Origin of the sequence: Psychrobacter sp. DD43 (genome assembly GCF_904846555.1) — a bacterium.
GTDB lineage: Bacteria > Pseudomonadota > Gammaproteobacteria > Pseudomonadales > Moraxellaceae > Psychrobacter > Psychrobacter cryohalolentis.
In genome coordinates this window covers 130362-154789 of sequence record NZ_CAJHBE010000006.1, presented here as the reverse complement: position 1 = coordinate 154789, position 24428 = coordinate 130362, and the positions used below count along the sequence as shown (strand labels likewise).

Annotated in this window: 18 protein-coding genes; 7 read left to right on the top strand and 11 right to left on the bottom strand. The window is 43.2% G+C overall.

The annotated features are described in order from the left end of the window. Positions 1 to 18: 18 nt before the first annotated feature. Entirely contained in the window at positions 19 to 2619 is a 2601-nt protein-coding gene (gene pepN / locus JMX89_RS05240) for an aminopeptidase N (protein ID WP_201551079.1), read from the bottom strand. A 361-nt stretch (positions 2620 to 2980) separates the two neighbouring features. Here pepN and pal point away from each other — a divergent pair, with 361 nt between their 5' ends. Both pal and JMX89_RS05230 read left to right on the top strand, forming a co-directional pair. Further along, on the top strand, positions 2981 to 3499 hold the full coding sequence (gene pal / locus JMX89_RS05235; RefSeq protein WP_201551049.1) for a peptidoglycan-associated lipoprotein Pal: 519 nt from the start codon (positions 2981 to 2983) through the stop codon (positions 3497 to 3499). Between the two features lie 116 nt (positions 3500 to 3615). Then, the gene (locus JMX89_RS05230) at positions 3616 to 4323 is read left to right on the top strand and encodes a 4'-phosphopantetheinyl transferase superfamily protein (RefSeq protein WP_201551047.1); all 708 of its coding nucleotides are present in this window, start codon (positions 3616 to 3618) and stop codon (positions 4321 to 4323) included. A gap of 127 nt (positions 4324 to 4450) precedes the next feature. On the opposite strand, the gene JMX89_RS05225 is transcribed toward JMX89_RS05230, so the two are convergent. Further along, positions 4451 to 5332, bottom strand: a complete 882-nt coding sequence (locus JMX89_RS05225; protein ID WP_133104560.1) for a hypothetical protein — start codon at positions 5330 to 5332, stop codon at positions 4451 to 4453. A 640-nt stretch (positions 5333 to 5972) separates the two neighbouring features. Between JMX89_RS05225 and JMX89_RS05220 the strand changes: the two genes are divergently transcribed. Then, positions 5973 to 6731 (top strand): IclR family transcriptional regulator, encoded by a 759-nt coding sequence (locus tag JMX89_RS05220; RefSeq protein ID WP_201551046.1) that lies wholly within the window; start codon positions 5973 to 5975, stop codon positions 6729 to 6731. 88 nt (positions 6732 to 6819) lie between these two features. Here JMX89_RS05220 and mmsB read toward each other — a convergent pair whose 3' ends face one another. The 8 genes from mmsB to JMX89_RS05180 all read right to left on the bottom strand — a co-directional run bounded on the left by mmsB (position 6820) and on the right by JMX89_RS05180 (position 18476). Next, positions 6820 to 7785: a 3-hydroxyisobutyrate dehydrogenase gene (gene mmsB, locus JMX89_RS05215; protein ID WP_133104558.1), complete on the bottom strand. Its 966-nt coding sequence runs from the start codon at positions 7783 to 7785 to the stop codon at positions 6820 to 6822. 111 nt (positions 7786 to 7896) lie between these two features. Further along, a complete protein-coding gene (locus JMX89_RS05210) occupies positions 7897 to 9126 on the bottom strand; it encodes an enoyl-CoA hydratase/isomerase family protein (RefSeq protein ID WP_133104557.1) in 1230 nt (409 codons plus the stop codon). A gap of 59 nt (positions 9127 to 9185) precedes the next feature. After that, on the bottom strand, positions 9186 to 9968 hold the full coding sequence (locus JMX89_RS05205) for an enoyl-CoA hydratase (RefSeq protein ID WP_133104556.1): 783 nt from the start codon (positions 9966 to 9968) through the stop codon (positions 9186 to 9188). A 45-nt stretch (positions 9969 to 10013) separates the two neighbouring features. Beyond that, positions 10014 to 11174 carry an acyl-CoA dehydrogenase family protein gene (locus JMX89_RS05200; RefSeq protein WP_133104555.1) on the bottom strand — a complete coding sequence of 387 codons (1161 nt, stop codon included), beginning with the start codon at positions 11172 to 11174 and terminating at the stop codon, positions 10014 to 10016. Positions 11175 to 11237: 63 nt separating this feature from the next. Continuing rightward, positions 11238 to 12722, bottom strand: coding sequence for a CoA-acylating methylmalonate-semialdehyde dehydrogenase (locus tag JMX89_RS05195; RefSeq protein ID WP_133104554.1), 1485 nt, complete (start codon positions 12720 to 12722; stop codon positions 11238 to 11240). Positions 12723 to 13046: 324 nt separating this feature from the next. Continuing rightward, a complete protein-coding gene (locus JMX89_RS05190; RefSeq protein ID WP_201551045.1) occupies positions 13047 to 15092 on the bottom strand; it encodes a propionate--CoA ligase in 2046 nt (681 codons plus the stop codon). A gap of 222 nt (positions 15093 to 15314) precedes the next feature. Beyond that, positions 15315 to 16985 carry a fatty acid--CoA ligase gene (locus JMX89_RS05185; protein ID WP_201551044.1) on the bottom strand — a complete coding sequence of 557 codons (1671 nt, stop codon included), beginning with the start codon at positions 16983 to 16985 and terminating at the stop codon, positions 15315 to 15317. Positions 16986 to 17237: 252 nt separating this feature from the next. After that, complete coding sequence (locus tag JMX89_RS05180; protein WP_265088677.1) at positions 17238 to 18476, bottom strand: MFS transporter; 1239 nt, start codon at positions 18474 to 18476, stop codon at positions 17238 to 17240. A gap of 522 nt (positions 18477 to 18998) precedes the next feature. On the opposite strand from JMX89_RS05180, the gene JMX89_RS05175 reads away from it, so the two are divergent. Together JMX89_RS05175 and JMX89_RS05170 are read left to right on the top strand one after the other, a co-directional pair. Then, positions 18999 to 19421 carry a tetratricopeptide repeat protein gene (locus tag JMX89_RS05175; RefSeq protein WP_201532283.1) on the top strand — a complete coding sequence of 141 codons (423 nt, stop codon included), beginning with the start codon at positions 18999 to 19001 and terminating at the stop codon, positions 19419 to 19421. A gap of 211 nt (positions 19422 to 19632) precedes the next feature. Then, positions 19633 to 20379, top strand: coding sequence for a hypothetical protein (locus JMX89_RS05170; RefSeq protein ID WP_201532284.1), 747 nt, complete (start codon positions 19633 to 19635; stop codon positions 20377 to 20379). Positions 20380 to 20726: 347 nt separating this feature from the next. Here JMX89_RS05170 and JMX89_RS05165 read toward each other — a convergent pair whose 3' ends face one another. After that, on the bottom strand, positions 20727 to 21272 hold the full coding sequence (locus JMX89_RS05165) for an Rrf2 family transcriptional regulator (RefSeq protein ID WP_201532285.1): 546 nt from the start codon (positions 21270 to 21272) through the stop codon (positions 20727 to 20729). Positions 21273 to 21761: 489 nt separating this feature from the next. On the opposite strand from JMX89_RS05165, the gene ychF reads away from it, so the two are divergent. Next, positions 21762 to 22853: a redox-regulated ATPase YchF gene (ychF, locus tag JMX89_RS05160; RefSeq protein ID WP_011513855.1), complete on the top strand. Its 1092-nt coding sequence runs from the start codon at positions 21762 to 21764 to the stop codon at positions 22851 to 22853. A 136-nt stretch (positions 22854 to 22989) separates the two neighbouring features. Beyond that, positions 22990 to 24423 (top strand): deoxyguanosinetriphosphate triphosphohydrolase, encoded by a 1434-nt coding sequence (locus JMX89_RS05155; protein ID WP_201532286.1) that lies wholly within the window; start codon positions 22990 to 22992, stop codon positions 24421 to 24423. The last annotated feature ends 5 nt before the right edge of the window (positions 24424 to 24428 follow it).

The following is a 24428-nucleotide window of genomic DNA, read 5'->3' as shown; positions in this document are numbered from 1 at the left end:
TAGTTTTCTAAGACAGCTCTATGCAGTCGCTGTACCTAGCACACTGCTTAGACTCTCATGCACATGCTTAGAGAATACCTGCTGCTGTACATCGAGCAGCTGCAAATGAGCCATTTGACGGCGTGGCTCAGCTAACGTATTCCAACGTGCCAATACTTGTAGTAGGCGCGAGGCTATCATCGGGTTAGAATCATCTAGTTTCTTAATCACGTCTGTATAGATATCTAAACCTTGTTGCGTCCATAATGCAGTTGGCTGCGAGGTAAAAGCGCTGATGACTGAACGTACGCGATTGGGCGTATTCCAATCGAAATCTTCATGTGCTAATAGTGATTTAATAACATCAGCATTGACGTTGTCAGCAGATGCTTGGACACTAAACCACAAATCAATCACCAAATCATCGGCTTGAAAACGCTGATAAAAATCTGCTAAATACGCATCAGCATTTGCCACTTGATGATTAACCATGGCCTTTAGTGCCCCAAAACGTTCCGTCATACAGCTGGCATTATCATACTGCTGCTGTGCCCACTCTCCAGCGCCTTCCACGTTCGCCGTCAATGCCATATCAAGCACCACATTACGTAGTGCCCGTTCACCACGAGCTTCTGCACTGTCTTCATAAGAGTGCAATGGCAGTTGCTTGTAAAGCATTTCCCATTGATCTTTTAACGCCTCTGCTAGCTGCTGATACAAACCTTCACGCTGCGCTTTGACCACTTCTGGATCATAATCTTCAGGAATAGCAGCCGCCAACTCTTGAGCTGATGGAATATCAAGTAAACGCGCTGCTAGCATTGCATCTTCACCTGCGAGCACTGGCAATGTCTGCGCCAATGCCGCTAGATAAACATCAGGATTGCTCTTTGTGCCTTGGGTGGGCAATAAAATACGGTTGACCAGCATTTGTGTCACTTGCCAACGATTGAAGCCATTGGTTTCATGTTTGAGTAAAAATGCCAAATCTTCATCTTGATAATCATAATTCAGCTGTACAGGCGCACTAAAATCACGTAGCAAAGACACCACAGGCTCAGCACTTACGCCTTCAAAAGTAAAGGTTTGTTTGGCTTGGTCTAATAGCAACATACGCTCAGCAATAATTTTGCCGCTTTCTTTATCAAATAATGCCGTTGCAACTGGAATAGGCAACGGTTTTGGCGCATCAAAGCCGCTCACATGGCGGGTTTGCTGACTCAACGTAATGGTCAATGTTTGCGCAGCACTGTCATAGTTTTGATGACCGGACACCACTGGCGTACCTGGCTGGCGATACCAATCGATAAATTCTTCTACTTTACCGTTAGTAATACTAAGCGCAGATAAAAAGTCTTCAACCGTGACCGCTTGACCATCATAACGACGGAAATACTCGTCCGTCCCTTTTCGGAAATCATCGGCCCCCAAGGTATTGGCTATCATACGGACAATTTCAGCGCCTTTTTCATAGACGGTGGTGGTATAAAAGTTATTAATCTCAACAAAACTCTCAGGACGTACAGGATGGGCAAGTGGTCCTGCATCCTCTGCAAACTGATGGGCACGCAAAGTCGCGACGTCATCGATACGTTGTACCGCGCTTGATTGCTGATCCGCTGAAAACGACTGATCGCGGTAGACGGTAAAGCCTTCTTTTAAACATAACTGAAACCAATCACGACAAGTAATCCGATTGCCTGTCCAATTATGGAAATACTCATGGGCGATAATAGCTTTTACGCTAAAGCTACGAGTATCAGTCGTGGTTTCAGGGCTTGATAATACACAGGCAGTATTAAAGATATTTAGCCCTTTATTTTCCATCGCACCCATATTAAATTGACTGACTGCAACGATCATATAACGATCTAAGTCATAAGCACGACCGTAATTAACTTCATCCCATTGCATCGAATCTTTGAGTGCTTGCATACCGACATCACACTTATCGATATCGGAAGACTTTGCATACACTTCAAGCAAGACTTCTCGACCTTCACTGGTCGTATAGCTATCCGCTAATACATCCAAGTCAGCGACCACACAAGCAAACAGATAGCTTGGCTTATTGGTCGGATCATGCCAAATCGCATAATGGCGGTCTGGGTTATCGATCATATCCCCTGCTTCAACCAAATTACCATTGGCCAATAGCGTCGGATAGCACTTGTCTGCTTCAAGACGGGTGGTAAATATCGCAAGCACATCAGGGCGGTCTGGATAAAAGGTAATCTTACGAAAGCCTTCCGGCTCACACTGGGTAACAAACATCGTATCGTCACCACTACCCGCCATATAAAACCCTTCAAGCGCAGTATTGGTCTGCGGGCAGATGCGTACTTGAATGGCTAATGTCACCTCATCAGGAGCCTCACTAATCGTAAGCTTCCCTGCTGACAGCTCATAACGCTCAGACGTCAATACTTCACCATTCATCGTCAGCGCCAACAGCTTTAACTCTTCACCAAATAAAACGAGATCACCTGCGCTTTGACGTACCATTTTTAACACACTGTCTACCTGTGCATGGTCTTCAAACAGCTTGATGTCCAAATCAACCGTTTCAACATCATAGCTTGGCTTTTGGTAATCCTTTAAATGGATTTTATTAGGGGTATGAAGCGGCACATCAGGCATATCTGGATTGACAATTTGCGCAGCGGTTTCAGCGGTAGACATATAAATTCCTATTGATTTTTATGAGGGTTATAATGATAACAGCCTTTACAGAGATACCTAGCTACATTGACCTGATGCGCCAAATTTCAAGGGTGCTGGTAAATTAAAATAAGAAAGCACTACCAATAAAAACCCCTATTATCATGGTGCAAATCTCGACATAATACGCATTATATCTATTTGTAAAGACTAGAATTATTTACAGTAATAGTACTTACATAAAGTAACATTTAGTATATGATAGATAGTAATTGCCCAAGTTTTATCGTAAGCAGTTTACAACAACAAATCTAATTCATTAAAATTTTTGGAGCTTATTATGTCAACCAGTTTTTCAAAAATCGCTGCCCTTGCTGTATTGTCAAGCGCTGTCGCTCTAGCATCAGGTTGTGCTACCAAGCGCGCTACTTCTGAAGTCGTGGTTGCTCCACTAGGTATCCCAGGTGGACAAGTTGGCTACAATGGTGCTGTCATCGTCGACAACTCAAATGCAGTCATCACTGGTGCTGAGAACATCCAAGCCGTTGTATACTTTGCTTTTGACAGCAGTGAAATCACCTCACAATCTGCTGGCGTTTTAAATCAACATGCTGGTCTGTTAAAATCTAATCCAAATGCAAGCGTAGTTATCGCAGGTCACACCGATGAGCGTGGTAGCCGTGAATATAACATGGCATTGGGTGAGCGCCGTGCCCAAGCAGCACGTGATTATCTTGCCGCTCAAGGCGTTGCAGCAAATAACATCCGCGTCATCAGCTATGGTGAAGAGCGCCCTGCTGCTGCTGGCACCACAGAAGATGCGTATGCGCAAAACCGCCGCGCTGAACTATCTTACTAAGATATAGAGCACAAGGCACTATACGTCTTAAAAAGCCCAACAAACCTATTGTTGGGCTTTTTGTTAGGCTAAGATAAATCGCGATATAAACCATAAGTTTCTAAAGTATACAGACTATGCAAAACTTAATGCTACACGATATTCTCTATACTCAGCTCGACCCCATGACAATGACATGGTGTGCGACTGCTAAAGTGAGTGCTTCACATTGTGATATTAAAAAAACCAATACTTGCTTAGCTGCCCCTCAAATTGCTTATAACCAACGCCAGCAGCAACGTGCTGGTGTACGGCTATTATTGCAGGCATTGCTCAAAAGACTGGATATCGTCGATCGTTTAGATGAATCAAATTTTCCTTATCGACTCACTCATAGCCAATATTATGTGTGTTTCAGCCATACCAATGGTAATAATAAAAATACTACTCGAATGCAAAATGATATAGAAAAATCAGACATACCATACGTCAAGGTCGCTGTCGTTATCAGTCGCCATCGTGCCTCGGGTATTGATATCGAAGTCAATGCCGTGAAATGGCAGGTAGCAAAGCGATTCTATCATCCAAAAGAGCTGGCTATCTTGCAAGCATTGCCAATGATACAGCGTAGCTCTGCCATAAAATGTCTTTGGCAAATAAAAGAAAGCTTTATCAAGATACATCAATATACGCTTGCCCAAGGTTTAGGCATGGATTATTCCGCCATCATTTACGATTTACTCAATCAGCCTATAGAAATCCTACCTTTGCTTACTCTGACTGACGATAAGACTAACTATCGAATTTCTGTTATTTCCTCACAGCAAACTGTTATTGTTTATTGATAAATCTCAAATACCTGATAATAAGTGATATTTATTACTTTATTTTAAACATAAAAAAACGACCCTCAAGAGGATCGCTTTTTATGCTTATTCTTCTTTTAACAACAGTACTCAGACTGTCATTAAATTAGAAGCGGTAAGTTGCACCAACTTTAACGATTGGCATCCACTCTAACCAGTTTTTATCTTCTAAATCTTTTTCAGCTTGATCTGCGACGATATCAGCAGCAGGGTTAGGATTTCCAGCTACACGATTAATAGTAGCATTAGTTTTACCCATATATGCAGCACCTAGCTCGCCAAATAGACCAAAGTTATTGGTGATATTAGGACGGAAACCAATAGTAGCATATGGCGCCAGCTTATTACGATGTTCGATAGTACCTTCTAAAGCACCAACGTTCTGACCACCGAAGTCTTCGTCGTTAACTCTATCTGGAGCTGCGCCAGCATAAAATTTATCGCCATTGATGCTGTAATAACCTTCACCTTCAGCGTTAGCGCGTACATTGATATCGTTATCAGGAACGATGATACCAGCACCAACAGTGAACCAGTTAGACATAGGACGTAATTGTACGCCTAGGTACGGGTTGCTAAAGTCAGAATCTACATCGTAGTTGATATCGTTAGCATCAAAGTCACCGCCGAATAGATCAGCAACATCGCCACCTGCCCAACCAGCTTGAATTTCAGTTTTGTCGTTTAAGCCCCAAGCGATGTTAGCACCATAACCTAAAGTACCAACTTCAGCGCTGATCGCTGCTGGATGAGTAACGGTTTGGAAGAAAGTCTTAGTACCACCAACAACCGCACCAGTAGTATTACGTAATACACCTGCGTCAGCATCATATGCATAACCAGCATCTGCTTGGTAAGCAACTGCTACTGGCTCAGCTTCGTATACAACAGCGTCATTGCCATCAACTACGATAACTGGTTCAGCTGCAAGAGCAGCAGTTGAGGCTAAAACGGCAGCAGTAATTGCTGTTAATTGAATAAGTTTCATGATTACTCTCCTAAAGTATGAAATAACGCGCCCATAAAAAAATGAAAATCTAGCTTTTTTAAACAATCATTTTGATGCGAGGATTAAAACAATTTTGGTTCAAAAAGTCACCCCTAAGAACGAACTTTTTATTTACCGTTATGTAAAGATTGCATAGATATTGTAATAATTACGCTACCAACCCGCAATACTTCGCCTTTTTGTTACACAATGCTCTTAAAGCCACCGCGCAGCCCAAACATGATTATTGGAATGCTTAACGCTCATGTAAAGGTATTACAAAATATGTCTGCATGATGCAGCATCTCACCGAATAACGCAATAACAGTTATGGGGTTAATTACTACAGATTGTTGTTGTTTGTGACTGAACGTATCTAATATTGCTAAAAACCTGAAAAATCTCAGATAATTTGGTCATAAATTCACGCAAGATAAACACGCTGCTATATAATGAAAGTCAGGCTTGTCTAAGCGCTATATTGTGCTAAATTAGAATCAATAAGCCAATCACTGTCGGCCTTTATGCTTATTCGTTGTTGGCCTTATCGCTTTATTTACTATGCCTATTTTAGGCTAGCGCATACATCTGTTATGGTCTAATTGCCTGTTTAGTTTTTTATTCTTATTGAGTCACTCATATGCCTAAAGTATCATCGATTACCCGTGTGCTAGAGATTATCGAGGCGGTATCTTATGCCTCAAAGCCGCTTTCGCCACTTGAACTGTCTCAAGAGCTTGACATCCCAAAGCCAACCATTCATCGATTGATTCAAAATCTGGTTGATGAAGGGTTTGTGACAATTGATATTGGCGGCGGTATTATACCGGGTAAACGCGTACGCAATTTGGGTGTTGAGCTTTGGCAGCAGCGACTGTTCTTTAATGAACGTCAAATGATTTTGCAAAAACTGGTCGATGAGTTAAAAGAAACCTGCGGTATCGGTGTTCCTTATCACATGAATATGATCTATACCAACCGCGCACAAACGACCTTGCCGATACAGATTTATTTACCAGTGGGCGCAAAGTCGCCAATGTGGTGTACAGCGACTGGGAAGCTGTATTTAAGTCAGTTGCCGAGTGCAAGCCGCGAAAAAATACTACAAAATTTATCACTAGATAAGTTCACCAAAAACACCATCACTGATATCGACAAATTAAACGCTGAGCTTGATCGTATCGCTGAAACAGGGATAGGTATCGATAACGAAGAGTTTATCTCTGAGATGGTGGCAATCGCCGTACCGATACGGGATAGGAAATCACGCTACCTTGCTTCGTTATATCTGCATGCACCGACTATACGGGTGTCTTTAGATGACCTCTTAACCTATGTGCCACGACTGCAAAAAGCGGCGCAAGATATTCAGTCTCTGGTCTATGAGCTGCCAAGTTAAATGCCTTGATATAAATTAGAAATAAGTCAAAAAAAAGGTCTGCACTATTACCATAATGCAGACCTTTTTTATTTGTGTGCTTGATAATTTAAGACAATACAGAGCTGTCGTGACGCGCCATAATGCTAGAAAAATCTCTATCACCATTCTCGATGGTATGCGCGGCATAAAGCTCAGTTGCTTTAGCACCCATTGGTGTCTCTACTTGCGTATCTTGAGCGGTTTGCATGGCAAGGTTAAGGTCTTTTTGCATGAGCTTACTCATAAAGCCGCCTTGATAGCCATTGCTCGATGGAACATTTTCCATCACTTGCGGATAAGGGTTGTAGACCTCCAGCGTCCAGTTGCGACCGGAGCTTTGTAGCATGATATCTGATAGCACTTTTGGATCGAGACCATTTTTGACCCCTAGGTTAATTGCCTCTGCCGTTCCTGCCATCAGAATTCCAAGCAGCATGTTATTACAGATTTTTGCTACTTGTCCTGCACCATGCTCGCCTGCGTGGAAGATATTTTTTCCCATTACAGCCAGTATCGGTTCAGCTTTGGCGAAGGCTGCATCGTCTCCACCAACGATAAAGGTCAATGTGCCAGCGATAGCGCCACCTGTACCGCCAGAGACTGGCGCATCTAAAAAATCAATACCAAGCTTACTTGCAACTTCTGCTACTTTCCTAGCATCAGCTGCTGCTATAGTACTGCTATCGATAACCAAAGTACCTTTTGGTAAGTCTATAAGTAGACCGTCAGAGCTACCTTCTCCTAGATAGACAGAATGCACGTGCTTGCCAGCAGGTAACATACTGATAATCACTTGGGCATTTTGAGCAGCATCTTTCGGACTCTCTGCTATATTGGCACCCGCTTGTTGCAAGCGCGCGGTCGCCTCTACAGATAAATCATAAACCGAAAGCGTATAACCTGCCTTTAGCAAGTTTTCTGCCATTGGACCGCCCATGTTACCTAGTCCAATAAAGGCGATATTTGGCTTTGCTGTATTACCATCATTATCAGTCGTAGTTGTACTACTTGAACCTGTATCCTTTGTAGCCATCTCATCGCTCCTTGATGATTGATTATGCAATTAGTTTTAATTTTTCAAATTTCACTTAATCTAGTCACTTAATCCAGTTAAGTTGGCTTAAATCAGATGCTAAATATCTGGTTAGCGAACCGCTTCATTACCCAATGCAGCAGCGCTAAGCCAATCGTCTAAAGGATGCTCGCCTTTAGCATATGGATTGGTAAAATGCTGCTGGATATAATCTTGTCCCTCTGCGCTCAAGCAGTCCGCTAACGTACGAGACCAGTTTGGCGTCCGATCTTTATCAATCAATAGCGCCCGCACACCTTCTTTGAAATCAGGGTTAGCCGCACAATGTACAGCGACATTGGTCTCTAGGTACAAGACTTGCTCTAGCGATAAATCCGTCACCTTATGATATAGCGCATAGGTCAATGCCGCAGTCACTGGACAGCCATGTCGATAGGTTGCTACGGCTCGCTGTGTCCAACTGTCGGCAGCAAAATCTGCATCGAGCTCTGTGAGCGCCTCATCACTTTGTAATAGCGCATCGATATCACCCAAACCGCCCCTGTTTATTAGCTGCTGAATAGCACACCAATGCTGCGCAAGCTTACTAGCAGGCAATTCAGCAACAGGCTGCGCCGCCAGTGCGCGGCTAACGATACTGTAGGCACTATTGTTGTCACATTTATCCGTACTATTAGCTGCAACCTGCCAGTCGCTCTGTGTTAAGCGCTGCATGATGGCATCATAATCCTGACTTCCAACCCCATATTCTGCTAAGTTGGTCAATAATGCATCGCTACCATTACACATTGCACCTGTCAGCCCTAAGAATAAACCAGTTTTGGCCGGCATGCGCTGCAAAAACCAACTGCCAGAGGCATCAGGGAATAAGCCTATGGTAATCTCAGGCATGGCAAAACGTGTACGCTCAGTGACCAGACGATGACTACAGCCTGCCATCAAACCCATACCGCCGCCCATAATGATGCCGTCACCCCAAAGAATGAGCGGCTTAGGGTAAAAGTGCATTTGTCGATAAAGGCTATACTCATGACCAAAAAAATCCGTCGCATAAGGATTTGGCATAGGCGCTGTTGCTGACATACTGTCATACAACCTACGGATATCACCGCCTGCACAAAATGCTTTGTCGCCTGCGCCTTTTAATAGCAATGCTACTATTTGCTCATCACCTTCCCACTGCTCTAGTTGTTGCGATAACAACTGACACATCTCAACGCTCAAGGCATTAAGAGATTTGGGCATATTTAACGTCATTATCCCAATAAGGTGACCACAATCTGTCGGCTCGGTGCTGAATAATACCGGCGCGTCTGATGTGCCTTCTATAGCTGCTGTCATAAATGTGACCTACAAATATTAAAAGAAAAATAGTATCATTAAGTTTGATTTTATGGCGTTTATTTATTTTGCCAAACAGGCTTACGCTTCTCTAAAAAGGCTTGTACACCTTCGCGCTGATCTTCAGTATCGAACAATTTAACAAAGGCTTCACGTTCATGGATAAGGTTTTGCGCAGGTGGTGTGTGTCTTGCTGCTTGAATAAGTGTTTTGGAATAACTGACCGCAACTGGTGATTGTTTAGCGACTTTCTGCGCCAATGCCTGAGCTGTTTGTAATCCTTCACCTTTTGCAGCAACTTCCTCTACTAAGCCAATGCGTAGTGCATTCTCGGCATCGACACGCTCGCCGCACAATATCATGCGCTTTGCCCACCCTTCGCCTACCAAAGCCGTTAGATTTTGGGTACCACCAGCACACGGCAACAAGCCAACGCCTGTCTCAGGTAGCGCCATTTGAGCATGATCTTCTGCGATACGGATATCACAAGCGAGCGCACACTCAAGACCGCCGCCCATCGCATAACCATTGATCACTGCAATGCTCACGCCGCGATAGGCTGACAATGCTTCGAACGCTTCACCAAAGGCTATCGCCATACTGATCGCGCGACCTTTATCACCATCTGCAAAATTATTTAGATCGGCGCCCGCTGAAAAGAATTTCTCGCCATCACCATGGACGATTAACGCATATACCTCATCGTTAGCATTTAGGTCAGCAACCAATTTCTTAAGCGCCTTAAGACTGTCCATCGTCCACGTATGAGCAGGTGGATTGTTCAATGTTAGCGTTGCAGTATGACCATCAATCGATAGTTTTAAGTTGGTATAATCTGTCATGATCAAACATCCTTATCATAAAATCATTTTATTCATATAAATATATTAGCGCAGCTGGCTCAATGCCTCGTCTTGCATAAGCTGACGCGAGACAATCACGCGCATAATCTCATTGGTACCTTCCAAAATCTGATGCACACGCAAATCTCGCACATGACGCTCAAGCGGATACTCATTGAGATAGCCATAGCCACCATGTAATTGTAGAGCTTCATTGGCTACATCAAAACAAAGATCGGTCGATAAACGCTTTGCCATCGCACAATAAGTAGAGGCTTGCGCATCCTTATTGTCGACTTTGCTCGCCGCTAAATACAGCATTTGCCGTGCTGTGATGGTTTGAGTCAGCATATCAGCAAGCTTGAACTGTACTGACTGTAAGCTAGCAATCGGACTGCCAAATTGGCTGCGTTCTTGCACGTAATTGGTTGCTGTTTCTAGTGCAGACTGCGCTGTCCCTACTGCACAGATACCAATATTAATCCGGCCGCCATCAAGCCCCTTCATAGCGATACGAAAGCCTTGACCTTCCTCACCGATGAGATTCTCTACTGGCACCTTGACATCTTTAAAGCTAATCGTCCGTGTCGGCTGTGCTTTCCAGCCCATTTTATGCTCGTTTTTGCCGTATTCAATACCAGCACTATCGGCATCGACAACGAATGCTGAGATGCCTTTGGGTCCTGCAGCGCCCGTACGAGCCATAACCACTAACACATCGGTTGAGCCTGCGCCTGAAATAAAGGTTTTTTCGCCGGTCAGTATATAATACTCACCTTGCTTATCGGCTTTGGTACGCAGTGATGCGGCATCAGAACCCGCATTAGGTTCTGTTAAGCAGTAGCTGCCTAGCCATTCACCGCTGACCATATTGGGTAAATATTTTTTGCACAATGCATCACTGCCAAACTCACCAATCATCCAGCCTGCCATATTATGAATACTCATATAAGCAGCTACCGCGGTATCACCCCATGCTAGCTCTTCAAAAACCATGGCAGAATCTAAACGCGGCAAGCCCAAGCCATCATACTCAGGGTTGGTATATAACCCTAAAAAGCCAAGCTCGCCTGATTTTTTGATGACATCAATCGGGAAATGCGAGGTGCGATCCCATTCAGCAGCATTGGGCTTTAGCTCTTTTTGGGCAAACTGTCTGGCGGTTTGGCGAAAGGCAATTTGGTCATCGGTTAATGAAAAATCCATGGGGTCATCCTTGTGCTGAATAGGGTATGTTAAGTCGTCAGTGCAAATATAGGTGATTCAGCGTTAAATTGAAATAGTCGTATTGACGCCGCGACTTGCTTCATCATCAAACCAACGCGCCGTAACGGTCTTGGTTTGGGTATAAAACTGCACCGCTTGCTTACCATAAGGACCCAAATCACCAAGCTTACTAGCACGTGAACCTGAGAATGAGAACATCGGTAGTGGCACAGGAATCGGCAAGTTAATACCGATTTGACCGACTTGGATATCTTGTTGAAATTTATGCGCGGCAGCCCCTGACTGAGTGAAAATAGCAGTACCATTACCATGCGGATTGGCATTCAGCATCTCTATCGCTTCATCTAAGCTATTGGCACGCATAATACACAGGACAGGTCCAAAGATTTCTTCTTTGTAGATTTGCATATCTGCAGTGACGTTATCAAAAATAGTCGGTCCTACGAAGTTACCCTTTTCATAACCCTCGACCGTAATACCACGACCATCCAGTATCAAGCTCGCCCCTTCCTCTACGCCTGTGCCAATCAAATGCTCAACACGCGCTTTTGCTGCAGGAGAAATCAGTGGACCCAAATCTTTATCGTGCTTACCGGCTGAGACGATTAAACCTTCTGCTTTGGCCTTGATGTCATCAATCCACTCACCAGCAGCACCGACAAGGACAACGACAGACAATGCCATACAACGTTGACCAGCAGCACCAAATGCGGCACCTGCTAGCTGATTAAGAGTCTGCTCTTTATTGGCATCTGGCAGGATAACGCCATGGTTTTTTGCGCCCATCATACACTGAGCACGTTTACCTGATTGACTGGCACGCTCATAAACGTGTTTACCAACGTTGGTCGAACCTACAAAAGAAACTGCTTTGATATCGGGATGATCACAAATGGCATCGACAGTGGCTTTGCCGCCATGTACGACGTTTAGCACGCCTTCAGGTACGCCCGCTTCAATAGCAAGCTCTACCAAGCGCATAGTAACCATCGGATCTTGTTCAGAAGGTTTTAAGATAAAAGTATTACCCGTGGCAATCGCCATTGGAAACATCCACAGTGGAATCATCGCTGGGAAGTTGAACGGCGTAATGCCTGCACAAACACCAAGTGGCTGCCAAATACTGTAAGTATCAACACCTGATGCAACGTTTTCAACAAAGTCACCAATCTGCAGGTTTGCAATACCTGCTGCATGCTCAACCACTTCTAAACCACGGAACACATCACCGCGCGCATCAGCAATAGTCTTGCCCTGCTCTGCAGTCAAGATCTCTGCTAATTCATCCATATGGTCGCGAATCAGTGCTTGATACTTTAAAAAGATACGGGCACGAGTGGTAATTGGTGTTTTGCGCCACGTTTGAAAAGCCGTTTGAGCGGCAGCGACTGCTTGATTGATTTCATCGTCTGTCGTTTGCGGTACCTTGGCAATGACTTCTTGAGTGGCAGGATCGGTAATATCAATCCATTCGCTAGTATTAGAATCAACAAATTGACCATTGATGAGCTGCTTGACGTGGTGCATAAGATATCCTTATCTTGTTTGTAAGACCGCCATTAGGTGACGGCTTAGAATTTTGAAGGCTTTGAGTTTTAAAACTTTAAATTTAAAAACTTAGAATTTATCATTCTGTCATATAATTTTAAAATGATTTACTTCGTATCATTATTGACTATAACAATAAAACAATTTTAGGGTCAAGCCCTTTATGCTGCTTTTAGTAAAGTTAACGTTAATGTCCGATTTATCTACCATAACCCATAAGCTATTAACGACAATAAAAAAGCCCATGAGCATTCATGAGCTTTTTTAGATAAAGGTAATTTTAAAACGTGCCTGAAAATGCGCCTAGTAATCTTTCATAGATTGCTTGACCGCATCAATAGCCGTTGGATTATCAAGGGTAGACATATCACCAGTGGGTTTATCCTCTGCTAACGCCCGAATGGCACGGCGCAATATCTTACCAGAGCGCGTCTTTGGCAATGCTTGCGGGAAATAGATCGCAGCAGGTCGTGCGATACCACCCAAAGATTTTACTACCGCGCCAATTACTTGCTGCTCAAGGCGGAAGCGGTTTTCAGTGGTTGCCACCAGTTCATGATCTTTTAACACACAAAAAGCAATCGGCAGCTCGCCTTTTAGCTCATCTTGAATACCCACGACCGCACACTCTGCGACCTCTGCATGCATACTGATCGCCTCTTCAATCTCTTGGGTGCCCAGTCTATGACCGGCGACGTTAATGACATCATCGGTACGCCCAAGAATATGAAAATAACCGTCCTCGTCAACGACTGCATAGTCTGACGTCGAATATTGATTGCTATCCGCTAAGCTAAAGTAGCTATCAATAAAGCGCTTATCATTACCCCAAACTGTGGTCAAACAACCCGGTGGTAAGGGCGCACGAATCGCCAGTAAACCTTTTTCGCCTGCTTTACACGGCTCGCCAGTTTCTTCATTGATGACCTGAGCATCGTAGCCATACATAGGATAGCCAGGTGAGCCTTGTTTGTGCGGTTTATCAGCGAACCTAGGAGTATTACTCAAAATAGGCCAACCCGATTCTGTCTGCCAATAATGGTCTAAAATCGGTACGCCCAAATGCTTGGTCAGCCAGCTGGCAGTAGACTCATCTAGTGGCTCACCTGCCAAAAAGAAGGATTTGACGCTTGAGACATCGTAGCGCGTCATCCATGTCTCATCTTGCTTTTTGAGCATACGCACACCAGTCGGTGCAGTAAACAAAATATTGACCTTGTTGGCTTCCACAATTCGCCACCAGATACCAGGGTTTGGCAGATGCGGTAAGCCTTCATACATAACACTGGTCATGCCAGCGAGCAATGGCGCATAGATGGTATAAGAATGCCCAACGGCCCAACCGATATCAGATATCGCCCAAAACGTCTCGCCTGCCTTACCGTCGTAGATATAGTCTATTGATGTGGTCAGTGCTACTGCATGACCGCCCGTATCACGCTGCACGCCTTTTGGTGTGCCCGTCGTACCAGAGGTATAAAGCAGATACGATGGCGTATTAGACTCAAGCCATACAGGCTCGACGATAGCATTGGCTTCACAGCTGATACGGCGCTCAGTGGCATAATCCACATCTAGCTCTTTTACGTCAAACGGCAAAATACCACGATTAACCACTACTACATGCTCAGGCTTGGTGGTTGCTTGCTCAATACCTTGATTGACAAGGTTTTTATAATTGACGACTTTACCACCACGCAAACCTGCATCCACTGTGATGACCATTTTTGCTTCAGCATCATCCATACGAATGGCTAAATTATGGGCAGCAAAGCCACCAAACACCACTGAATGCACTGCACCGATACGCGCGCATGCCAGCATTGCATAAGCGGCTTCTAAAATCATCGGCATATAAATGATGACACGATCGCCCTTCTCAATACCGTGACGCTTTAATACATCGGCAAAATAATTCACTTCTTTATAAAGGTCGTTATAAGTCAGGCGGCGCTTAGTATAGTCGGTATAGAACTCAACGTTATTACCCAAGTCTTTAAAAGCATCGACTACAGCAGGATAGGTTTCTACGAGTTCTTGATTAATCTCTGATGACAGCCAAATAAAAGCATCCTGTTCTGCACGTTCTGCAAGATGACGATCGACACAGTTATAGCAAAGATTGGTTTCGCCGCCAACAAACCACTGCGCAAATGGCAAATTACTATCATCAAGGATTTGTTCAGGCTCTTTATGCCAATAAATACGCTTGGCTTGCTCAGCCCAAAACTCTTCTTTATTTTCAATAGAAGACTGATAAATCTCAGCAAAGGTTTGAGTCGTATTTAGTGCTTGAAATGTTGGGGCTGACGTTTGATTGGTCACTGCGGTGGCGGTTTGCGCGCTCATAATAGCTGTCCTTAGCATAAATGATGGGTAATGCGATGTGATTTGTCCGATAATATCATAATATAAGACTGGCTATCCCGGCCAGCTATCCTTACTAAATCAAAAAAACCGATACACTACGTATCGATTTAGTGTGTATCGGTTTAAAATGTAGCAGAGCCAATCATAAAGGTCAACTATTAAGCCTGTTATCTGCTTAATAGTTGAATTAGTTTAAAAAAACTATACCTCGCTCTGATTGGCATACATCTCACGCATCACTTTTTTATCGTGTTTACCAACAGAGGTCTTTGGTAGTTCATCGACAAACTTAAACTGACTAGGTATACCGTATTTTGGAATGATACCACGGGCTACTGCCTGCTCTGCCAGCGCTTTGATGTCATCAACTTTGGTATCTTGGCAATTTGGTTTGAGTACTACTAATGCTAATGGACGTTCGCCCCATTGCTTATCACGTACCCCAATCACAGACACATCCGCCACCGAAGGATGTAGCGATAGAATCGTCTCAATCTCTAGTGAAGATATCCACTCGCCACCTGACTTAATCACATCTTTTAAGCGATCGGTGATTTTGATATAGCCATCAGGGCGTATGTAGGCGATGTCTTGGGTATGCATGTAGCCGTTTTCCCATAGCTCTTTGCCAGCGTCATCATTTTTTAAATAGCTTTGGGTCAACCACGGTGCGCGTAATACCAGCTCGCCAGTATTGTCCTGACCTGTACCAACTGGCTGATTGTTCTCTCCCCATACTTGAGCATCAACCATAAGTACAGGCTTACCCGTCATACAGCGGCGAGCAATATCCTCTTCTTCACTCAGCTGGGGCTCATTGAGGCTAAAGTCAGTCAGACTGATTAGAGGTGCGGTCTCCGACATGCCATAACCGGTATAAACTTCAATACCCTGATCCATCGCCGCTTTTGCCAAGCCTTCTGTCAATCGTGAACCACCAATAATCATTTTTAGACCATTAAAGCTGGTACCGCGGTCTTGCGCTTCTTTGAGTACCATTTGCAAAATTGTCGGTACACAGTGGGTGATGCTGACCTTTTCATTGATAATCAAATCCATCAACAAATCGGGTGCATAACGACCAGGATATACTTGCTTTAGACCTGTCATAGTAGCTGTAAACGGAAAGCCCCACGCATGGACATGGAACATCGGGGTCATTGGCATATAGACATCACCATAGCTGACGCCTTGTTTATTTGGCAACATACCAATCGACGCTGCTTCCGTCAGAGTATGCAGTACTAACTGACGATGGCTAAAGAACACGCCTTTCGGATCACCTGTCGTACCTGAGGTATAAAAAGTTGTAGCAATGGTATTTTCATCAAAATCTGGGAAATCAAAATGGTCATCAGCAGCATCAAGTAGCGCCTCATATTCACCTTTGACACGGTTCTGGTTACCCCCGAATACGCCTTCAGAGGTCACACCATTATCATCTAACCAAATAATATGCTCAATGCTGGAGTTTTCAAACTGATAATCTTTGACCAACGGCGCAAATTCAGAGTTGAGTAGCAGCACCTTTGGTTTCGCATGATTAATGGTATAAAGGATTTTGTCAGGTGATAGACGAATATTGACCGTTTGCAAAATATACTCTGACATCGGCACCGCAAAGTAGGATTCAAGATAGCGATGACTGTCCCAATCCATCACAGCGACCACATCACCAGCATCCAGATTTAAGCCGTCTAAAACATTCGCCAAACGATTGATACGGTTAAATAAGTCTTTATAAGTAAAACGTTTTTTATCTGCATAAACGATTTCTTGATCTTGTGATACGGTTTTGGCGCGGTTTAATAACTGCTTAACCAATAGCGGAAAATCATAGGCGGATGGCGCACTGTGATAGATATTTGACATAAGTTTGACGTCCTTGTTTATAGTATTTTTGAGTGCAGATAAAAACCAATTGATTGGATATCAGTCGTGATTACATAGTGATGTTTTTATCAATAACCTCTTGATAGTAAGAAAAAACCAGCGTCATGTAAAGGCATGACACATAAGTGGCACAATACTCATTGTTCGAAAATAATCGTTTCTCGATTGCTTAGCTTGTGATAGCTTATTTTATCTCTTATGTTGGTTTGTCTGGTGTTAGCTTGTCTGGCATTAAGCAGGACGCGGTTTTGTTTTTATCATGCCAAAACTTGCGACCAAAAGTGCCAATACTTGTACAAATAGTAATAGCCAAACGGTTAATGACCATTGTCCACGTGCATAAACGATACCGCACAGCCATGCGCCCATCGTGCCGCCCGCATAATAAGCCATGTAATATAAACCTGAGGCTAATGAACGTCCGTTTTTGACATTGACGGCGATATAGCTAATGGTTGCTGCTTGGGTAACAAAAACGCCTGACGACATAATGGCAAGCCCAATAATAATGCCCCATAATGGCGTGACCAGCGTTAATAACGCACCAAGCATCGAAAAAATTACTGCCACTCGAACAGTGCGTGCTGCCCCAAATCGACGTAATAATGTCGTCGACAATGGCGTGATAATCACTCCGATTAAATACACCGCAAAAATATTGGCAAGCGCGCCAGTGCTAAGCTCATAAGGCGTGCCAGCAAGATGTAGATTGATAAAGGTAAAGCAACCAACGAGCGAAAAAAGCACACAAGCACCGAGCAAACATGCGGTTACCACATAACGATTGGTCAAATGCTCACCAAGCGTCTGCATCGCTGAGCGAAAATTTGGATTGGCTACAAAATGCCGCGACGATGGCAACATCTTGCCAACCCATAGTGCACCGATAAGCGTCATCGCTGCCATCACATAATAGCCTGCACGCCAGCCAATAAACTCGTGCAGATGCCCCAGTAAGAACCGCCCCATAAAGCCGCCAAGTACCGAGCCTGAGACATAGAATGACATCAGCTCTGTGACAGCTCGCCCCTCGAACTCCTCACCGATATAGGCAATGGTCACAACCGTAATGCCTGGGACAGACAATCCTTGCATAAAGCGCCACATACCAAGCCAGCCAATACTAGGACTTTGGGCGATTAAAGCAGTAGGTATCGCTAAAAACAACAATGCCCCAACGATAAAAGATTTGCGCCCGACCGCATCAGATAGCATCCCTAAAAACGGTGACATAATGGCAATCGCCATCACTGTTGCGCCAACAACCATCCCTGCCTGCACTTCAGTCGCTGAAAAATCTACCATCAATACTGGTAATACCGCTTGAATAGAATACACCTGCAAAAAGGCGAACATCCCAATCAGACCGATAGTTAACTTCAGCACCCATGAAGGCGAATCAAAGGGTATCTTTGTAGTGTTGTTATTTATATGATTATTCAAAAGAGTACTGACTATAAAAAGGCTCATTTAGCTTAGGCTAATTGGGCGTGGGTGATAGAAATATGGCAATCGTACACAAAATATCTAATAACTGTAAAAATCATGACTTAACATCAAAAAAATTAATGAAGGCAATTTTAATCACAGTATTTTCCATTAAAGTCTTATTCACTAAAACAGCTGAGTTCCAAAGCCAATAATTATCAAAGAAGTTAAGTTGCATTTTATCACAGCACATAACAAACACAGGTTGCGCTATGTTACAAAACAGCATTCAACACCATAATGGCAGTAGCCTGCAAATATAAGCCTATAACTATAAAAAGGGCTTATAAAGCGCTCAATAATAAACCGTGGATAAACTCAATCGTCTCTTGAGTCAGCGTAGGTAGGGTGCTATTTTACAGTCCCTTCCAATGTATGGCGTTCAGCAGTAACACAAATGATGTTAAAATAACGATTTTTCCGTATTTTACCTACAGTGTTACCCGTAATTTCAGCCATATGTTGCCTAAAACGCTATGCTTAATTTTAAAAAGGATGTAAGTCATGATTAACACCAAAATATACAAGTCCGTTTATACCTTGGCTGAAAAGCTACTAGAAGCCGATAGAAAAGGACATCAAGAAGCCTTTAATTGGCTATATAGCGAGTTAAAAGCGATTTGTGTCGATAATGAAAATACCGACAAAGACCATCCAGAGCAATGGGAAACGCTAGCCGACTTCACTGCAGAGTTAGATGAAGCGTTGGTCATTTATGATAAGGCGCTTGAAAAAGCCAAAGCCATCAACTCAAAAGACCATCTGTCATCCATTGCATTTTCTATGGCAGTTATCCAAGTTGAATTGGGGCAAAAAGAAGCTGCAATTACCAGCCTGCAGAACGCAAAAATTACCGCCAATAAAATCGAAGATAAAGAGTTTAAAGTGGAAATAGATGAATTACTTACCAAATTGTTAGCAGAATAAACAACTCAAACTTTCGATCCGGTGCCAACACAACATCAAATCAATACATTTCTACATTCGTATATTGATACACATCCTGCTATCTTTTTTATGGCAAACTTTGTATACCTATACATAGGCATAGGCATAGGCATAGGCATAAGCGTTTATATATCAGCAGCCGTATAACCACTAAAATAGTTAAAAAAATAAACCATAAGGACGAGTATTAATGAGCGATAAAATCATAGATTTGGGTGCAGGATTTTGGAACATTCGTGGTACGTTTCGTTTAGGCGGTGTGCTGAATATCGGTACACAATGCTCATTGGTTAAGCTTGCCTCTGGACGATTTGTTTTTTTAGACAGCTACACCTTGACTGATGACGTGCGAGCGCAAGTGATGGCACTGACTAATAATGGGCAAGATGTCGAAGCGGTACTTAATTTGCACCCCTTTCATACTGTCCATTGCGCGCAAATGGCAAAAGACTTTCCGCAAGCGACTTTTTATGGCAGTAGTCGGCATCATAAAAAAGTACCTGAAGTGCAATGGGCAGACGATTTGGTCGAAAGTGATGTGGTCGCTGAGCGTTATCCTGAGCTTAAATTCTCATTGTCACAAGGGGTTCACTATATCGCACCTAATGAGATGATTCATGCAGGCTCGCTGCTGGCATTCCATCCTGCTAGCAAAAGCTTACACGTCGATGATACTTTTATGAGTCCGCCGACAAAGCTATTAGAAGCGGTGTTACCTGAATTATTGCTACATCCTACTACCAAAAAAGCACTAAAGAATGAGCCGAATGCTGGCAAAGAGTATTGTGATTGGGCAAGTAACTTGGCAGATGACTGGCGCGATGTACGCAACTTTTGCGCAGCACATTCTTATTTAGTAAAGTTTAAAAACGGTGAGTTTGAGAAAGCATTATTAAAAGCGATTGCAAAAGCACGACCTAAGCTTGAAAACGCGTAATGGTTGATTGGATAAACGATAAAAAAGGCTACTAAAATAGGTAGCCTTTTTTATTGCGAAACCCTGTTTGCAACGTCGGGTAACTTATATGGTACTGTCTTGAGTGGCGTTGCTAACCATATCTAAACTTGAGCAACCTGTTAATAACATAACTGCCATAACAGCTGATGCGCTCATTTTGCAAACGCATTTTATAATATGACTCTTTAATAATCTTGAAGTTAATTTAAATAGTTTTCACTAGAACAGCATAATATTAATCGTAAATTAACAATGATGCTAAGTAGATCACAACATCCTGTCTTATTTAAATTGTCTTTCAAAATAGAGAAAATATGTTATGAAAATTATGATAATAACGCTGCAAGCTCATCCTTATTCTCGATAATGTCTGCCAATGTATAACGTTCAAGCACGGCAATAAATGCTGTCAACGCTTCAGCAAGCACCTGTTTTAGCTGACAGACCGGACTGATAATACAGCCTGAAGCTATGTGACTTACAGTTTCATCAATCAGTTTTAATGACATATCGTTGACGCTAGCGTTCTTTTCATCATTTATTACAGCACTATTAATATCAGCGATCGAGCTGTCCGATGAGTTTGTAGAAAAGCACTCAACCAAAGCAAAATCCGGCTCTATCTTTTTAATCAATTCACCCAAATTAATGTCTTTTGGCGCGTGCGCTAAGCGAATACCGCCATTCTTACCGCGCACACTATCGATATAACCAAGCTGTCCGAGCTGCTGGATAATCTTGGTCAAATGACTTTTAGATATATGATAACTATTGGCAATATCACTGATATTTGCCAATAGCGTCGGCTCGGGCTTAGTTGCCAAATATATTAATGAGCGCAGTGCATAATCACTGTAATTGGTCAATCGCACCTTAAAGTGCTCCTATTTTTAATGGTTTATTCATTTATTCTAAGGTCTATGCTAGATAAGTAAAGTGATTTAAAACCGCTTTATAAAAAGAAATGGATTGAATGTGGAATAACGCCCCAAGCTTATCGAATCAGTTATTATCCGCTCTCACAAAAACAGTAGAAATCTATTGCTTTCAGCGACTTAGACTATTCACGTATAAAAACCATCAGGAGTCTAAATGTCTAAAGAGAGAAATAGAAGTTAATGAATGCTATTCTGGCAACAAAAGCACCCTATCGTTGTCTATTTTGAAGTGCTTCAACTACAGTAGCTTAGCATAATAATGAGCACCAAAAAGGCAGCTAATACTGCTCGATGAAATTCCAATTAACCAGTATAACAACCTCACCCATATTCGGTTAAATTTGCTACAATACGCCCAATTTTGATTTACTATTTTACTAAGTCTTATATCAACTGATATTATCAATATATTGAGAGCATGTTATGGGTTTTAATTGCGGCATCGTCGGTCTACCAAACGTGGGTAAATCCACCCTGTTTAACGCCTTGACCAAAGCGGGTATCGCCGCTGAAAACTTTCCATTTTGTACCAAAGATCCCAATACGGGTATCGTTCCAGTGCCTGACCCACGCCTAAAGAAACTGGCTGATATCGTTAACCCTGAGCGCGTACTACCAACGACGATGGAATTTGTTGATATCGCAGGTTTGGTCGCTGGTGCGTCAAAAGGCGAAGGCATGGGCAACCAATTCTTAGCCAATATCCGTGAGACCGATGCGATTGCTCACGTGGTACGCTGTTTTGATGATGACAACGTCGTACACGTTGATGGTCGCGTTAGCCCTATCGACGACATCGAGACCATCAATACTGAATTGGCATTAGCCGATTTAGAAGCGGTTGAGCGCGCGATCTTTAACTTGACCAAAAAAGCCAAAGGCGGTGATAAAGACGCTGGCGCTATGCTTGATATCTTCAAAAAAATTGAACCGTTATTAGCAGAAGGTCAAGCCGCACGCGCCGCCAATCTTGATGCTGATGAGAAAAAATTAATCAGAAGTTATGGTTTAATTACTCTGAAGCCTACCATGTATATCGCTAACGTGAGCGAAGATGGCTTTGAGAATAATCCATATCTTGATGCCGTACGCAACTATGCCACTGGCGAAGATTCTATCGTTATCGCATTGTGTAACCAAATCGAATCTGAAATTGCCCAGCTTGATGAAGATGATAAAAAAGACTTCTTGGCTGAGATGGACATGCTCGAGGCCGGTCTTGACCAAGTGATTCGCGGTGGTTATGATTTGCTTGATATGCAGACTTACTTTACCGCGGGTGTAAAAGAAGTGCGTGCATGGACAGTCGCTGTTGGTGCAACCGCTCCTCAAGCAGCTGGCGTGATTCATACTGACTTTGAGCGTGGCTTTATTCGTGCTGAAGTGATTGCTTATGACGACTTTATCGAACACAACGGTGAAAAAGGTGCTGCTGCTGCCGGTAAATCACGCTTAGAAGGCAAGACTTATATCGTACAAGATGGCGATGTGATGCATTTCCGTTTTAATGTTTAATGCTTAATCTTTAATACTAGACAGCATGTTTACACAGTCTTAGCATAGAACAACCAAAAGCCAGCCTTGATGTTGGCTTTTTTTATTATACTGGGAGCGACAGCCGTTAAATAATAAGAATAAAGGATTATGCACTATGATCGCTCCTATCAATAAACCACTTAATAGCCGTAGACATTGGGCAAAACTATTTAGTGCCCAGCGTTTAGGTAGTCATAAAAAAGCCCCTGCTCAAGATACTGCGCGCTCTTCTTTTCATAAAGACTATGACAGATTGGTGTTTTCGCATTCCTTTCGTCAACTCAATCAAAAGACCCAAGTCCATCCATTGACCAATCAATTGGGCATTCATACCCGACTTACACATTCACTAGAGGTTTCTTGCATTGGGCGCTCTTTAGGCATCATGGCAGCCGAGAAGCTACATGACAAACTAGAAGGTGGTTTACCTGATGGTGTCACGCCAGCTGATGTGGGTGTGATTATACAAGCGGCGTGCCTCGCTCATGATATTGGTAATCCGCCTTTTGGTCATGCAGGAGAATACGCCATTCGCGATTGGTTTATGCATCCTGACCGTCAGGCTATTTTGCAAAATCTGAATAATAATGAGCAATTAGACTTGCTGGCTTATGAAGGTAATGCTCAAGGATTTCGTATACTTATTTGTAATGAGCATCACCCTGATGCAGGTGGTATGCGCTTGACTTGTGCCACGCTAGGCGCGTTTATGAAATATCCTTGGCTTGCGACGCATAGTAATAATGACACTCAAAGCAGTCATCAAAGTACTCCGCACAGCAGGATATCAGCTAAGGCACAGAAATTTGGCTGCTTTTATAGTGAATCCGCACAGTTAGACGAGTTAGCAGCATGCTTGAATCTACCTCGCTCAGAGCAGCATGACGGTTATGCTCGCCATCCCCTCGCCTATTTGTTAGAAGCTGCTGACGATATTTGTTATGCGCTGATAGACTTAGAAGATGGTATCAATCTAAATATGCTTACCTACAATGAGGTGGCTGCTATCTTCTATGAGCTGATTGGCGAGCGTCCTAGCACTATCAGCCTGCCTACACATATGTCCGTCAGGCAGCATCTGGCATCACTACGTGCACGGGCAATGATGCGATTGGTCAATACCGTCACCGATGCATTTGTTGATAATAGTGATGCGATGCTAGCGGGTACACTGCAAGGCAGTCTATTTACCCATTGTGATGCGACCGTTCAGCATGGTATTACCCAAGCCAAAGAGTTAGCACGTGAAAAAATCTTCAACCACCCAAGTAAAGTGCGCATGGAGCTAATGGCCAATCAATGTCTGCATCGCCTGTTGGATGCTTTTATGCCGTTAGCTTGGACAAATCAGACAAGCACACCGATGTCCTTTGAACAACAGCGTTTGCTCCTGTTGCTAAAGCCCCATCTTGATGAGCATCACCGTGTTTTAACAGATAATATTTATCAAAATATGCTCAATGTCTTAGATTTTATAACCGGTATGAATGACCATGAAGCTTATCGATTGGCTCAAGAGCTACAGGGACATTGGGGGACTGTTGTTTAAAAGCT